Annotated in this window: 8 protein-coding genes; 5 read left to right on the forward strand and 3 right to left on the reverse strand. The window is 67.5% G+C overall.

Annotated elements, in window-relative coordinates; all coding sequences use genetic code 11:
- Nucleotides 1-192 precede the first annotated feature (192 nt).
- Entirely contained in the window at nucleotides 193-741 is a 549-nt protein-coding gene (locus J2X70_RS18070) for a Dps family protein (RefSeq protein WP_025879374.1), read from the reverse strand.
- Between the two features lie 86 nt (nucleotides 742-827).
- Here J2X70_RS18070 and hrpA point away from each other — a divergent pair, with 86 nt between their 5' ends.
- Nucleotides 828-4,913, forward strand: a complete 4,086-nt coding sequence (gene hrpA / locus J2X70_RS18075; RefSeq protein ID WP_309911520.1) for an ATP-dependent RNA helicase HrpA — start codon at nucleotides 828-830, stop codon at nucleotides 4,911-4,913.
- 138 nt (nucleotides 4,914-5,051) lie between these two features.
- On the opposite strand, the gene J2X70_RS18080 is transcribed toward hrpA, so the two are convergent.
- A complete protein-coding gene (locus tag J2X70_RS18080; protein WP_223482728.1) occupies nucleotides 5,052-5,588 on the reverse strand; it encodes a hypothetical protein in 537 nt (178 codons plus the stop codon).
- Nucleotides 5,589-5,718: 130 nt separating this feature from the next.
- Here J2X70_RS18080 and J2X70_RS18085 point away from each other — a divergent pair, with 130 nt between their 5' ends.
- Nucleotides 5,719-7,875, forward strand: coding sequence for a bifunctional (p)ppGpp synthetase/guanosine-3',5'-bis(diphosphate) 3'-pyrophosphohydrolase (locus tag J2X70_RS18085; RefSeq protein WP_309911521.1), 2,157 nt, complete (start codon nucleotides 5,719-5,721; stop codon nucleotides 7,873-7,875).
- Nucleotides 7,876-7,905: 30 nt separating this feature from the next.
- Nucleotides 7,906-9,471, forward strand: a complete 1,566-nt coding sequence (locus J2X70_RS18090) for a hypothetical protein (protein ID WP_059064859.1) — start codon at nucleotides 7,906-7,908, stop codon at nucleotides 9,469-9,471.
- Here J2X70_RS18090 and J2X70_RS18095 read toward each other — a convergent pair.
- Nucleotides 9,459-11,567: a glycosyltransferase gene (locus tag J2X70_RS18095; RefSeq protein ID WP_309911524.1), complete on the reverse strand. Its 2,109-nt coding sequence runs from the start codon at nucleotides 11,565-11,567 to the stop codon at nucleotides 9,459-9,461. The genes J2X70_RS18090 and J2X70_RS18095 overlap by 13 nt on opposite strands.
- 95 nt (nucleotides 11,568-11,662) lie before the next feature.
- Between J2X70_RS18095 and mrcB the strand changes: the two genes are divergently transcribed.
- Both mrcB and J2X70_RS18105 read left to right on the forward strand, forming a co-directional pair.
- Nucleotides 11,663-14,104, forward strand: coding sequence for a penicillin-binding protein 1B (gene mrcB, locus J2X70_RS18100; RefSeq protein WP_025879368.1), 2,442 nt, complete (start codon nucleotides 11,663-11,665; stop codon nucleotides 14,102-14,104).
- Nucleotides 14,101-14,637, forward strand: coding sequence for a hypothetical protein (locus tag J2X70_RS18105; protein WP_301867570.1), 537 nt, complete (start codon nucleotides 14,101-14,103; stop codon nucleotides 14,635-14,637). The genes mrcB and J2X70_RS18105 overlap by 4 nt, the downstream gene beginning before the upstream one ends.
- The last annotated feature ends 403 nt before the right edge of the window (nucleotides 14,638-15,040 follow it).

The raw sequence follows: 15,040 nt of genomic DNA on the forward strand, positions 1-15,040 counted from the left end.
GGGTGGGTCCGGTTGCGGGGGCGTGAGCGCCATGGATGGCGCGACCGAGCCTACAGGGACGTATTCACGGCGTCCCCCGCAACCGGACCCACCCCGCCTACCCACAGGAAGCCAGCTTTTGCTCTGGCTCTGGCCTTGGCTTCAAAGCCTCTGCGGGTGCAGGGCGCAGCCCTGCCGAACCACCCAAAACCCTTACTGGAGCAGCGAGCGCAGCATCCACGCGTATTTCTCGTGGGTCTGCAGGCGCTGGGTCATCAGATCCTCGGTCGGGGCGTCGTCAGCGTCGTCGGCCACATCCAGCACTTCACGTGCCGTACGGCATACCGCTTCGTTGGCGACCACCAACTGGCGTACCATTTCACGCCAGTCAGCACTGTCGGTCAGGCCCGGCTCCTCGACGATCGAGGTCAGCGCAGCAAATTCCCGGTAGGAGCCCGGGGCATTGAAGCCCAGTGCGCGGATGCGCTCGGCCACATCGTCCAGTGCCGCCCACTGCTCGGTGTACTGCGTCTCGAACATGGTGTGCAGCGAGTTGAACATCGACCCGGTGACATTCCAGTGGAAGTTGTGGGTCTTCAGATAGAGCGTGAACGCATCGGCCTGGAACCGCGCCAATCCGTCGGCGATCTTCTTGCGGTCGCCCTGGGTGATCCCGATATCGATGTTGGGGGCCGACGGCGCGGAAGCCGCAAGCTTCTGCTTGCCGGTCTTGGGCTTGGTCGTGCTCTTGGTCTTCGCCATGGGGTTCCTCCTTGTGGAATCGTTGGCCTTCACAATAAATCAGTCTTGATGACTGGTCGCATTCAAAGTTTTAAACGAACCGATTGATGAACGCTATCGACAAAATGCCGCAGTCCCGCCAGCGCCAACAGCGTGCCGCCATCGACGGCGCCATGAGCCGCGACCGTGGACGATTGCTGGGAATGCTCTCGCGTTGCCAGGCCAAGCCACAGGATGCGGCGTTGGCCGCCAGTTTCGAGCAGGCCTTGCAGGTTTCGGTGCAGCGCCGGCAGGCGCGGGCGCAACAACAGCCGGCCATTACTCTGGACCCACAGCTGCCGATTGCGCGTGAAGCCGAGACCATCACCCAGTTGATCCGCGACCATCAGGTGGTGGTGATCGCCGGTGAAACCGGCTCGGGCAAGACCACGCAGCTGCCGAAGCTGTGCCTGGCCGCCGGCCGTGGCCAGGCCGGCATGATCGGCTGCACGCAGCCGCGCCGGATCGCCGCACGTGCGGTGGCCAGCCGTGTCGCGCAGGAACTGCAGAGCGAGCTGGGCCAACTGGTGGGCTACCAGGTGCGCTTCAACGACAAGGTCGGCGAAGACACCCGCATCAAGTTCATGACCGACGGCATCCTGCTGGCCGAGATCGCCAGTGATCGCTGGCTGTCGAACTACGACACGATCATCGTCGACGAAGCGCACGAACGCAGCCTCAACATCGACTTCCTGCTTGGCTATCTCAAGCAGCTGCTGCGCAAGCGCCCGGACCTGAAACTGATCGTCACTTCGGCGACCATCGACACCGAGCGCTTCGCCCAGCATTTCGACAATGCGCCGGTGATCAGCGTCGAAGGCCGAACCTATCCGGTGGAGGTGCGCTATCGCGCGCTGGAAGGCGAGGACGAAGACCAGGGCGAACGCACGGTCAACGATGCGATCGTTGCGGCCATCGACGAAATCACCCGCCTGGATTCCCGTGGCGACGTGCTGATCTTCCTGCCGGGCGAGCGTGAGATCCGCGATGCACACCAGTCACTGGAGCGGCGCAAGTACCGCAGTACCGAAGTGCTGCCGCTGTACGCGCGGCTGTCCAACCAGGACCAGGACCGGGTGTTCAACCCCGGCCCGAACCGACGCATCGTGCTGGCCACCAATGTGGCCGAGACCTCGTTGACGGTGCCGCGCATCCGTTATGTGGTCGACCCCGGTTTCGCCCGCGTCAAGCGTTACAGCCCGCGCAACAAGCTGGACCGGCTGCACATCGAGCCGATCTCGCAGGCCAGTGCCAACCAGCGCAAGGGCCGCTGTGGCCGCGTGGCCGAGGGCATCTGCTATCGCCTGTATGCCGAGGCCGATTTCCAGGCGCGGGCGGAGTTCACCGATCCGGAAATCCGTCGTTCCAGCCTGGCCGGGGTGATCCTGCGCATGCTGCAGCTTGGCCTGGGCCGCATCGAGGATTTCCCGTTCCTTGAGGCGCCGGATGAGCGGGCCGTCGCTGACGGTTGGCAGCATCTGACTGAGCTGGGGGCGATCGACAGCGAACGCCACCTGACCGCGATCGGCAAGCAGATGGCGCGCCTGCCGGTGGACGTGAAACTGGCGCGCATGCTGGTGGCGGCGCAGGCGGCAGGCTGCCTGCGACCGATGCTGGTGATCGCCTCGTTCCTGGGTATCCAGGATCCGCGCGAGCGGCCGCCCGAGGCGCGTGGCGCCGCCGACAACGCACACGCGCAGTTCGCCGATGGCCGCTCCGAGTTCGTCGGTGTGCTGCGCCTGTGGGACGCCTATCGCCAGTCCCATGAGGATCTGACCCAGTCCAAGCTGCGCGACTGGTGCGGCCGCCACTTCCTCGGCTTCCTGCGCATGCGTGAATGGCGCGAGCTGCATCGGCAGCTGCGCCTGCTGTGCGAGGAACTGGGCTGGAAGGAAGAAGCCAACGAGGCATCGATGGCCCCGCTGCTGGCCGGCAGCAGTGCGCCGGCTCCGGCGCGCGATGATGCTGCTGCGGTGAAGGCGACCCGTGGCCAGCTGCATCGTGCTGCGCGCCTGGCCCGCGAGGGCAAGGCCGAAACGGCGCCCGCGCCGGTCGCTGCCCGTGCGCAGAAGGACCAGGCGCACGACGGCGGTGGTTACAGCGAACGCGTTCGCGCCACGGCTTACCAGACCCTGCATCGGGCCTTGGTGGCGGGCCTGCCCACGCAGATCGGCCATCGCAGCGAGAAGGGTGATTTCCAGGCGCCGCGCCAACGCCGTTTCCTGCCGTTCCCCGGTTCGACGCTGTCCAAGCGGCCGCCACCGTGGCTGCTGGCCGCCAACCTGCTGGATACGCAGAAGGTGTGGGGCATGACCCTGGCGGCGATCGAGCCGGACTGGGTGATTGCCGAACTACCGCACCTGCTGCTGCGCAAGCACTTCGACCCGCACTGGTCGCGTGCGCAGGGCCAGGTGCTGGCCTCCGAGCAGATCAGCCTGTTCGGGCTGGTGCTGGCACCGAAGAAGCCGGTGCATTACGGCCGCATCAACGCCGGCGAGGCGCATGACATCTTCGTGCGCCAGGCACTGGTGACCGGTGAGATCAACACCCGCGCCAGCTTCGTGGCCGACAACCAGAAGGTGCTGGAGCAGGCACGCGAGGAAGAAGCCAAGCTGCGCCGTGCCGGCATCGTTGCCGACGAGGACTGGCAGGCACGCTGGTACCTGGACCGGGTGCCGCCGCAGATCCACTCCGCGTCCGGGCTGGATGCGTGGTGGAAGGCGCTGCCGTCGGAACAGCGCAAGGGCCTGCACTGGTCGCTGGTGGATCTGCTGCCGGGCGAAGGCAGCGAGCAGGAGCGCTATCCGAAGTACCTGGCGCTGGGCCAGGCGCGGTTGCCGCTGCACTACCGCTTCGAGCCGGGTGCCGAAGATGACGGCGTGACTTTGGACGTGCCGCTGCATCTGCTCAATGCACTGGATGCAGTGCAGTTGGGGTGGCTGGCGCCGGGTTTCGTTGCCGACAAGGCGGCCGCGCTGATCCGCAGCCTGCCCAAGGCGATGCGGCGCAACTACGTGCCGGCGCCGGATTTCGCGCGCGCGTTCTACGAGGCCTTCCCGCAGCCCAGCGCGGACGCGATCACCGGCGAGCTGGCGCGTTTCCTGTCCCGTGCAACCGGGGCAACCGTGGCCGCTACCGATTTCGAGCCCGGTTCAATCGAACCGCACCTGCACATGAACCTGCGCCTGCGCGATGAGCAGGGCAAGGTGCTGGCAACCTCGCGCGACCTCGATGTGCTGCGTGCGAAGTTCGGTGGCCGTGCCGGCGATGCGTTCGCCGCACGTGCCGGGCGCGAGATGGCGGCCGATGGCCTGCGCACGTTCCCGGCCTCGCCGATTCCGCTGCAGGTGCCGGGCGAGGCCGGCGTTCCGGCCTATCCCGCGCTGAAGGATGAGGGGGACAGCGTTGCACTGCGCATCTTTGCTGATCGCCAACAGGCCGAGGAAGTACACCCGCTGGGCGTGCGTCGACTGCTGGAGATCGGCCTGGGCGAGAAGATCAAACAGGCACGCAAGCAGTTGCCGGTAGCAGCGAAAACCGGCCTGTTGTACGCCTCGATCGAAACCCAGGAACGCCTGCGTGGCGATCTGGTCGATGCGGCGCTGAATGCCGTGCTGGCCGACGGCCTGGGCGACATCCGCGATGCGGCGGCGTTCGAGCAGCGTCGCGAACACGCTGCAAAAACGCTGTTCGGCGAGGCCATGCAGCGGTTGAAGCTGGCCGAGACGATCCTTGCCCTGGTGGCCGAATTGAAGCCGATGCTGGAAGCACCGTTGATGGGCTGGGCGCGCGGCAATCTGGATGACATGGAAGCGCAGCTGGTTGGGCTGATCCATCCCGGCTTCCTGCGCGACACGCCGGCCGATGCCCTGGCGCAGTACCCGAGATACCTGAAAGCGATGATCCTGCGCACCGAACGCGCCAAGCGCGATCCCCCGCGTGACCAGGCGCGCATGCTGGAACTGCACCCGTTCCTGGAGGCATTGCAGGTGGGCGAGCAGCAGGGCCTGCGCGAACGGCCGCAGTGGCAGGCCTTGCGCTGGGATCTGGAGGAGCTGAGGGTTTCGTTGTTCGCGCAGGAGCTGGGCGCACGCACCGGCGTTTCGGCGAAGAAACTGGCACAGCGGGTGACCGCACTGCGCCAGGCCTCGTAATCCCTGGGCTGGCCCCGCCGGGCACTCGCCGGCGGGGTCAAGCGGAATGGCATCCACGCATGGCGTGGATCTACTGCGGGACGTGGCGCAGCAGGTTGCCGCCGAGCATGGTCTCGGCGGTACCGCCTGACAGCGCCGTTACTTGGTGCGGCGCACCTTGGGCTGGGTGTTCACGCCTTCGACCTTCAGGTACCACACGCCCATCACTCCGGGGCTGATGCTGACCTTCGGCGACTGCTTGCGTACGCCGGAAATCGAGGTGGCATCGGTCTGTTCCCACTGCTGGCCATTGTCCAGCACGTAGACCCGGCCCTTGCCGAAACCGCGGAACTCGCCCTGCAGCACGCCGCTGATCGGCTCGTTGCTGCCGAAGTCGAAGAAGCCGCGGTTCTTCACGATCACTTCCTGGCGGCCTTCCTCGCGCGCTTCTTCGCGCACCGCAGCGACGGCCTCGGTGGTGGCGGCTTCAACCTTGCCCTGCAGCCAGCGGTTCAGCGTGGCCAGCTCGGCGGCATTGAGCTTGTCCAGGCCAGCGGCCTTGAATTCGGCCGGTGACATCTGCTGCTGCAGGTCACCCTGCACCACGCGTTGGGCCAGCGCAGGCGCCGACAGGGACAGCAGCACGGCGGCACAGGCCAGCAGGCGAGGGCGGAAAGGCAGGGTGATCGAAGGCATGGCGGAACTCTCCCGTGGATGTCGGCGAGTGTAGCGGCATGTCCACATTCCCGGCGATGCTGGCCGCGGCGATTGTTCCTGAACGGCTGCGGCGCTAGTGTAGGGGCTTCTGTCTTGCCTGCTCGATGCTGTGAACCGCGCTTCCGTCCCCGGCCTGGATGCCTTGTTGAACCGCCCCTCGGCAGCCGTGCTGCCGGCTCCGCTGCGCCAGGCCCTGCGCGGGCATTGGGAAGCGCCGGACTGCGACCCGCAGATGCGTGCCAGCTGGTCGGTGCTGGGCGATACCCTGGACGCGCTGGCGATGCTGTCGGCAGACGAGGGTGCCGTGGTGGCGGCCCTGCTGTTCGATCTGCCGGGCCTGCGCGTCCATCTCAACGCACTGCCGCTGGGCAGCCACAAAGCGGCGGTGATCGGCCTGCTTGATGGACAGGATGCGGCTGATCCCGTCTGGGCACTGCATGCCGGTCGCGAGGCCGGCCGCAACAGCGAAGGCCTGCGCCGGTTGCTGCTGGCGATCATCCGCGACCTGCGGGTGGTACCGATCCTGCTGGCCCGGCAGCTGGCGCGCATGCGCGCGGCCGACAAGCTCGATGAGGAGCAGCGCCGCGCGCTGGCCCAGTTGACCCGCGACATCCATGCGCCGCTGGCCAACCGGCTCGGCATCTGGCAGTTGAAGTGGGAGCTGGAAGACCTGGCCTTCCGTCACCTGGAGCCGGAAACCTACCGGCGCATCGCGCGTGAGGTCGACGAAACCCGCATCGCCCGCGAGCGCTACGTCGAGAATGTGAAGAAGGTGCTGTCGCGCGAACTGGGCGTGCAGGGCATCCGCGCCGAGGTCAGTGGCCGGCCCAAGCACATCTACAGCATCTGGCGGAAGATGCAGAAGAAGCGCCTGGCCTTCGACCAGCTGTATGACATCCGAGCGGTACGGGTGATGGTCGACGACGTCGCCGCCTGCTACGCCGCGCTCGGCGTGGTGCATGCGCTGTGGGCACCGGTGCCGAGCGAGTTCGACGATTACATCGCCCGGCCCAAGGCCAACGATTACCGCTCGCTGCACACGGCGGTGGTTGGCCCGGAAGGGCGCACCATCGAAGTGCAGATCCGCACCCACGACATGCACGCGCAGGCCGAGCTGGGCGTGGCCGCGCACTGGAAGTACAAGGAAGGTGGCAAGGGCGCGGAGAAGTCGTTCGATCGCAAGATCACCTGGATGCGGCAGCTGCTGGAGCAGGCGCAGGACGGGCAGGGCAATGAACTGGCCGGGGCGCTTGATGCCGAGCTGACCGAAGACCGTGTCTACGCGCTGACCCCGAAGGACGAGGTGCTGGACCTGCCGCAGGGCGCAACACCGCTGGATTTTGCCTACCAGGTGCACACCATGGTCGGACACCGCTGCCGTGGGGCCAAGGTCAACGGCCGCATCGTGCCGTTGACCTACCGCCTGCGCAGCGGGGATCGCGTCGAGATCCTCACCGGCAAGGAGGCAGACCCGCGCCGCGACTGGCTGATGCCGGCCAACGGCTTCCTGGCCAGCAACCGCTCGCGCGAGAAGGTGCGCAGCTGGTTCCACAAGCTGGACCGTGCGCGCAACGTGCAGGCGGGGCGCGAGCTGCTGGAGCGCGAACTGAAGCGGCTGGGCCTGCAGCATTCGGACCTGTCTGCAGCGGCGAAGAAGTTCCACGCCGACAGCGTCGACGACCTGTACATCCAGGTTGCCCTGGGCGATACCGGCCCCAACCAGGTCAGCCGTTCGCTGCTGGAGGCCGAGCGTGCGGCCAGCCAGCCGGCGCCGACGTCGGCCTTGCCGCGGCCGACCGCGCGCCGAGAGAACCTGGGCAAGTCCAAGTTCACCGTACAGGGCGTGGGCAACCTGCTGGTGCAGCTGGCGCGTTGCTGCCAGCCGGTGGCGGGTGAACCGATTGTCGGCTACCTGACCCGTAGCCGTGGTGTCACGGTACATCGTGCAGACTGCGTGGCATTGGCACGGCTGGCTGCGACCAGCCCGCAGCGGATCCTGCCGGTGGAATGGGGCCAGGCCGGCGGTGGCTATGAAGTGGACGTGGTGGTCGACGCGGTCGACCGCCGCTGGCTGCTGAAGGACATCACCAACCTGATCGCACAGGAAGACGCCTACGTGCTGGACATCCACAGCGACAACGTCCGCAATAGTGGCCGCGCGCATCTGCGCCTGCGGTTGAAGGTCAGCGACTACGGCCAGTTGTCGACTCTGCTGGGCAAGCTCGATGCGTTGCCGGGCGTGAGCGAGGCGCGTCGTCTGGGCTGAGCTTCACGCTGCCCCGGCTACCCTGCACGCATGGAACGCGAGCCCCCGCATCGCTCACACGGCGCCGCACATCCGGCGCTGGATCGCGTTCGCCGTGAAAGCCGCTGGTGGTGGCTGCAGGCGCGCCATGCACGACGGGTGTGGCGTTGGGCACTGCTGGCTGCCGCAGCCGTGTTCGTGCTGCTGGTACTGGTGCGCAAACCGCTGGCGGACTGGTTCTGGGATGAGCCACAGATAGAACAGCTGCTGGCCGAGGGCGATCGCGCACTGAGCGAAGGACGCCTGACTGCGGCCGACGGCAGCGGCGCGCGAGAACGCTACCAGGCGGTGCTGGCCCTTGATGGCGACCGCCCGCAGGCGCGACAGGGCCTGGCCCGCACCGGCGCGGCAGCGTTGCAGCAGTCGCGTGAGCGGCTGCAGGCGGGCGACCTGGACGGCTGCGCGCAGGCGCTGGCGTTGGCACGTGAGCTGCAGGTGCCGCGCGCCGAGGCAGATGCGGTGGCCCAGCAGCTGCAGGCGCGTCGTCGCGCCGGTGCTGGCATCGGTGCATTGCTTGCGCAGGCCCGCAATGCCTTTGCAGCGGGGCGGCTGGACGACGGCGACAGCAGCGCGCTGCCGTTGTTCCAGCGCGTGCTGGCACTGCAGCCGGACAACCTGCCTGCACTGGAGGGGCGCGAGGATGCATTGAGCGATCTGCTGCAGCAGGCGCGTGCACAGGCGGGGCGCGGCGAACTGGCCACGGCGGCAGCGATCCTGCAGCGTGCACGCCAGTTCGATCCAGGTCATTCCGAACTTCCTGCCAGCCAGGAAGCGCTGGCCCGTGCAATCGACCAGCGCCTGCAGCAGGGTCAGCGTGCGCTAAAACGGCAGCAGCTCGAGACGGCTGCCGATAGCTTCCAGGCCGTGCTGGCAGTCACCGCCGACGATCCTACGGCACTGCGTGGGCGTGAGCAGGTCGTGCAGGCGTTGCTGGCGCGCAGCCAGAAGCGGGCCGACGACTTCCAGTTCGAGGCGGCCGACAAGGATGCCGCGCTGGCCGCGGGGCTGGGTGCCTCGCAGGCAGCGCAGCAGCAGCTTGCACAGCGCCTGCAGCGTGCGCGGCAGGCGCGACAGTCGTTGCAGCAGCCGGGCATCAGCGCGGCCCAGCGCGAGCGCCAGCTGCGCGATAGGTTGCGCCAGATTGACCGCGCCGAGCGTGCCGGACAGTGGATCAGCCCCCCCGGTCACAGCGCCTTCGATGCGCTGCGCGAAGCGCAGGCACTGGCGCCGCGCGACAGCCGGGTCAAGGCAGCGGCAGCGCGTCTACTGCCCGCCAGCCGGTCCTGTTTTGATGACAACCTGCGGCAGAACCGGGTGCAGGCTGCGGGCGCCTGCCTGCAGGCCTGGCAGACCCTGGCGCCGACCGCCACAGGGTTGCCCGATGCGCGTGCCCGCCTGGCACAACGCTGGCTGGCGATCGGCAGCGAACGGCTGGGTCGCGGTGATGTGGAGTTTGCCGCCTCGGCCGTAGAGCAGGTGCGGCGGCTGCAGCCGGACCTGGCCGAGCTTCCCGCGTTCGAGGACCGCCTGCGGCACGCAGGCGGTCACATCGACTGATCGAAGAACACCCGCTGCACGGTTGCCGATGCGGCATCCAGCGAGAAATGCTCGGCCACGTTGGCCAGGCCGGCTGCTGCCAGCTGCTGCCACAGCACAGGGTCTTGGTACAGGCGGACCACCGCATCGGCAAAGCCGGTTGCATCGTCGGCCACCAGTACATCCTGGCCGGCGCGCAGGTGCATGCCTTCCACCGCGCAGGTGGTTCCGACCACGGGCTGGCCATGAGCCATGCTCAGGTTGATCTTGCCCTTCACGCCGGCGCCGAAACGCAGCGGCGCGATGGCGATGCGGGCACCATCCATGTACGGAACGATGTCTTCGACGAAGCCATGCATCACCACGCCCGGCTGGGTAGCAGCCAGGGCAAGCAGCGTGTCCGGTGCGCCGGCACCGATGCAATGCAGGCGCACCTGCGGCAGTGCTGCGCGGATGTGCGGGAACACGTCGCCGATGAACCACTCCATCGCGTCCAGGTTCGGCGGATGGCGGAAGCCGCCGACGAACACCAGGTCGTGGCGCTGCGCGAACGGTGCGCCGGTGCCGGCGACTTCATGCAGGTTGGAAATCAGTTCCACCCGGACCTGGGGCGCATCGGCCTGCAGCTGTTCGCGCTCGGCGGCGCTGACCAGCACGGTGATGTCGCACCGGTCCATCACTGCCAGTTCGCTGGCGCGGGTGCGTTCGGCGTTGCGCAGCAGGCCAGCATCGCCGGCCACTTCCGCACCCCGGCGCTCGCGCAGGTAGTGCAGGTCGACGGTGTCGAACACGGTGCGCGCCTGCGGTGCATAGCGTTCAAGCAGCGGCAGGCATTCGTTGGCGACATGATGGCGCACCATCATCACCACGTTGAAACGGGTGCCGTGGCTGCGCAGCCAGCCTGCGACACCGTCCAGGAAGGGCGCGTACCAGACTTCCACGCCCATCCGCTGCAGGGCTTCGGTCGCCACACCGCCGTGTTCGCGCCGGGTGGGCACGAACACCACGTGGGCGCCGCCCTGCAACAGCAGGCGGATCAGGTTGACCTGGCGCAGCGAGCCGGAGTCGCGCTCCGGGCGCGGTACTTCCTCATCGAGGATCAGCACCTGGCGGCGGCCGCGCAGCAGCAGCGCCGGCGAGGGCACGTCGCCGACCTTCGGATGGGAGGCCAGTTCAGCGGCCCATCTGGCTGCGAAAATTCCCTGGTTGCGTACCTGGTAGGCCTTCACACCGCTGCCGGTATCGGTGCCGTTGCTGGTGCCTTCATCGTGGATCACCCGGCTGGCCGGTTGCACCATTACCCGCAGGCCCTGCGCACGCACGCGGAAGGCCAGGTCGGTGTCTTCGTAGTAGGCGGGCTTGTAGCGGGTGTCGAAACCGCCCAGCTGCTGCCACAGGGCACGCGGCAGCATCAGCGCGGCGCCGGAGCAGTAGTCGACGTCGCGCAGGCTGGCGAAGCGGGGATCATCGGCCGCTTCGAAACGGCCATAGCTCCAGCCGCTGCCATCGCTGAAGATCACCCCGCCCGATTCCTGCAGGCGGCCGTCGGGGTACAGCAGCTGGCTGCCGACCAGGCCGGCATCGGCGACGGTCGCAAAGGTGTCCAGCAATGCCTCCAGCCAGCCCGGCTGCGGCACGGTATCGTTGTTGAGCAGCACCACATAGCGGCCGCGCGTGCGCGACACGCCATCGTTGCAGGCCTCGATGAAACCACCGTTGTGCTCGCGGACTTCGTAGCGCAGGCCACTGATCTGCGGCATCCACTGCACCGTTGCGTCGCTGCTGCCGTCGTCCACCACCAGGATTTCGCAGGCCACCGACGGCGGGTGCGCGGCCAGGGCGCGCAGGCAGGCCAGGGTATGGTCGACGTGGTTGTAGACCGGAATGACGATGCTGACGTCCGGCGTCTCGCTGGTGGGCACTGCAAAGGGAGCGAACGGCTGTGCCGGTGGCAGGTACAGCGGCTTGCGCGGTGCCGGCACCGCGCGCTGGGCGTGCACCCGTATCCGCTGCCAGGTGGCCCGCCAGCCGCGGGTACGCAGGCTGGCCAGGCTGCGGCGGGCCAAGCCGGTCAGGCGATTGATCAGGTAGCGGATTTCGGCCAGGGACATCGCCATCCGGTTGCAACTCCAGCTTAAGCAGGGGGGCCGGGAGAATTCGCCTGCCGCAGCGGCTGGGGTAGACTCGCCAGACCCTACATTGTCGCATTCCCGTGCCCCGACGCTACGATTCAGACGATATCGACGATTTCGACGACGACGACCAGCAGGACGCCGGTCCGCTCTGGCGCCGCCGACTGATCACCTGGACCATGGCGGCGGTCGCGTTGGGATTGGGTTTCCTGATCCCCTATACGCTGTACCTGAACCAGCAGGTGACGCAACGCTTCGGTGAACTGCGCTGGCAGATCCCGACGCGCGTCTATGCACGCCCGCTGGTACTGATGCCCGGCAAGGCGATGGATGCGGCCACCCTGAAGACCGAACTGGCCGCTTCGGCCTATCGCGATGATGGCCAGGGCAAGGATCCGGCAACCTATGCGGTGCAGGGCGGGCGCTTCGTCATCTCCAGCCGCGGCTACAACGATGTCGATGGACACGTTGCTGCGCGCCGGGTCGAGCTGTCGCTGTCCGGCGGCAGCATCGCATCGTTGCGGGACGCCGACAGCCGCAAGGCGCTGAAGGCGGCCCGCATGGATCCCGCGCGCATCGCCACGCTGTATGGGCAGAAGCAGGAAGAGCGCCGCCTGATCCGCATGAACGAGGCCCCGGACCTGTTGGTCACTGGCCTGCAGGCGGTCGAGGACAAGGACTTCAACCGCCATCACGGCATCGATCTGTCCGGTATCGCGCGCGCGGTCTGGGTGACTGTCCGCTCCGGTGGGCAGAGCCGCCAGGGCGCTTCCACCCTGACCCAGCAGCTGGCCCGCAGCGGCCTGCTGGGAATCGGCAAGGAACAGACCGTCACCCGCAAGTTCAACGAGGTGCTGTACGCGCTGATCATGGAAGCGCGCTATGACAAGCGCACCATCTTCGAGGCGTACCTCAACCAGGTGTATCTGGGCCAGCGCGGCAGCCAGGCGATCCACGGCATGTCCTCCGGTGCCGAGTTCTGGTTCGGCCGCGATCTCTCCTCGCTGGAAACCGAGCAGATCGCGCTGCTGATCGGCCTGGTCAAGGGACCGTCCTACTACGACCCGCGGCGCAATCCCGAGCGCGCGCTGGACCGTCGCAACTTCGTGCTGGGCAAACTGCACGAGGCGACCCTGATCGACGATGCCGAGTACCAGCGTGCGTTGAAAGCGCCGCTGGGCGTGCCCAAGACCCCGGGCCTGGTGGCAGCCAACCGTTTCCCGGCCTACGTTGACCTGGTGCGTCGCCAGCTTGCCCACGACTATCCGGAATCCGCCCTGCAGGGCGCTGGCCTGAGCGTGATGAGCGGCATGTCGCCGTCCGCGCAGGCTTATGCCGAAGGTGCGGTCACGCGCACCATCAAGTCGCTGGAAAGCAAGCGTCGCCCCGAGCTGCAGGCCGGCCTGGTGATGACCGACGTGCACAACGGTGACGTGGTGGCGGTGATCGGCAGCCGCGAAGTGTCCGAGGTCGGCTTCAACCGTGCCATCGAGGCGCAGCGCCCGGTCGGCTCGCTGCTCAAGCCATTCGTGTACCTGCTGGCACTGGCGCAGCCGGACCGCTATTCGCTGGCCAGTTGGGTCGATGATTCACCGGTGACGGTGCAGCTCAGCCGCGGCCGCAACTGGAACCCCGGCAATGCGGACAACCGCAGCCACGGCACCGTGCGCCTGATCGATGCGCTCGCCCACTCCTACAACCAGGCGACGGTACGGGTGGGCATGCAGGTCGGCCCGGAACGGGTGACGCAGCTGATCCACGTGCTGGCCGGCATCAAGGCCGAGGCGAACCCGGCGGTGATCCTCGGCTCGACCGACCAGAGCCCGTACGCGATGGCGCAGCTGTACCAGTTCCTGGCATCGGGCGGCGAGATCCAGCCGCTGCACGCGGTGCGTGGCGTCCTTGATCCGCAGGGCAAGCTGCTCAAGCGCTACGACAAGACCCCGGCACCGGCACAGGAAGGTGACTCGATCGCCGCCAACCTGATCAGCATCGGCCTGCAGCAGGTGGTGGCCAGTGGTACCGCGCAGCGTTTGAATGCCGATGGCCTGGGCCGCCTGCAGCCGGCCGGCAAGACCGGCACCACCAACGATGGCCGCGACAGCTGGTATGCCGGTTACACCGGCGATCACCTGGCGGTGATCTGGATGGGCAATGACCAGAACGAACAGGCCGGCCTGTATGGCGCCACCGGCGCGATGCGGGTGTGGTCGGGCATCTTCCAGCGCCTGCCGACGGCGCCGTTGAAGGTCAGCAACAAGGGCCTCGACTGGCAGCCGGTTGCGGCCACGGGAACCAACAGCACCGATGAAGGGTGCCCGGGTGCCCGCCGCTTCCCGTTCGTGGTGGGCTATGCGCCTGCGTATGAACCGTGCGCACCGGCGGCCTTGCCGGACGCGCAGGGCGGTGCGGAAGGCGAGGGCGGCGGCTGGCGCAGCTGGTTCGGCCTTGACCGTAAGCCCGAACCCGCCGCTGAACCTGCCGCAGCACCCGCTGCAGCGACTCCTCCTCCAAGCCGATGATGCCGATGACTATCCGTTCGCTGTTCCAGCCCCTGGTCCTGAGTGGCCTCAGCCTGGCCCTGGCGGCCTGCGTGAGCAGCGCGCCGCAGGTGGTCAAGCCGGTGGATACCACCACGCCCGCACAGCGGCTGGCAGCCGTGGAAGCCGCAGCCGGGCCGGATGACAAGGAACTGTCGGTGCAGCCACTGCGCGATTCCCAGGTTGAGGATCTGCGGCAGATGGCGCTGAGCCAGCGCAAGGCCAATGATCTGGCTGGCGCGGCCGGCAGCCTGGACCAGGCGTTGCAGATTGTGGCCGGTGATCCGTCGGTATTGCAGGAACGCGCGGAACTGGCGCTGCTGCAGGGCCAGTGGGCGGAGGCGGAAACGTTCGCACGCAAGGCTGTGGACCTTGGCTCGAAGACGGGGCCGTTGTGCCGCCGGCACTGGGCGACGATCGAGCAGGCGCGCCTGGCGCGGGGCGAGAAGGAGAATGCGGTGTCCGCGCACGCGCAGATTGAAGGCTGCACGGTGCCGGGGATCAAGCGGTACTGAGTATTCCCCTCCATCGGGCGCTGCCCCCTCTGCGGCGCGCGGATTGATGGTCTGCTGTGGGTTGGCCGGGTGGATGGACTGGGCAGGGGGCGCTGCAAGTACGTCCATGTAAGCTCGGTCGCCGCATCCATGCGGCTCACGCCCCTGCCCAGCCCATCCACCCGGCCACGGACAGTTTCCTGCGGCCGCCGCAGGCAAGAACAAAATCAAACATCAAAAGCGGGTCGCGCGCTGCGCGCACTCGCTGCGGGGTCGGATCCGTTTTCCGCAGGAAAACGGATCCGACCCCTTCTACTTTCTCCGTTACACCAACCGCATCTGCTCTGCCTTTGCATTCCGTCACCGGGAAACTGTCGAAGGCGGGGGGGCTGTGGGTTTGCGGGTTGGCCGCGGCATGGATGCT

It is taken from the genome of Stenotrophomonas sp. 1337 (genome assembly GCF_031455455.1).
Lineage (GTDB): Bacteria > Pseudomonadota > Gammaproteobacteria > Xanthomonadales > Xanthomonadaceae > Stenotrophomonas > Stenotrophomonas indicatrix.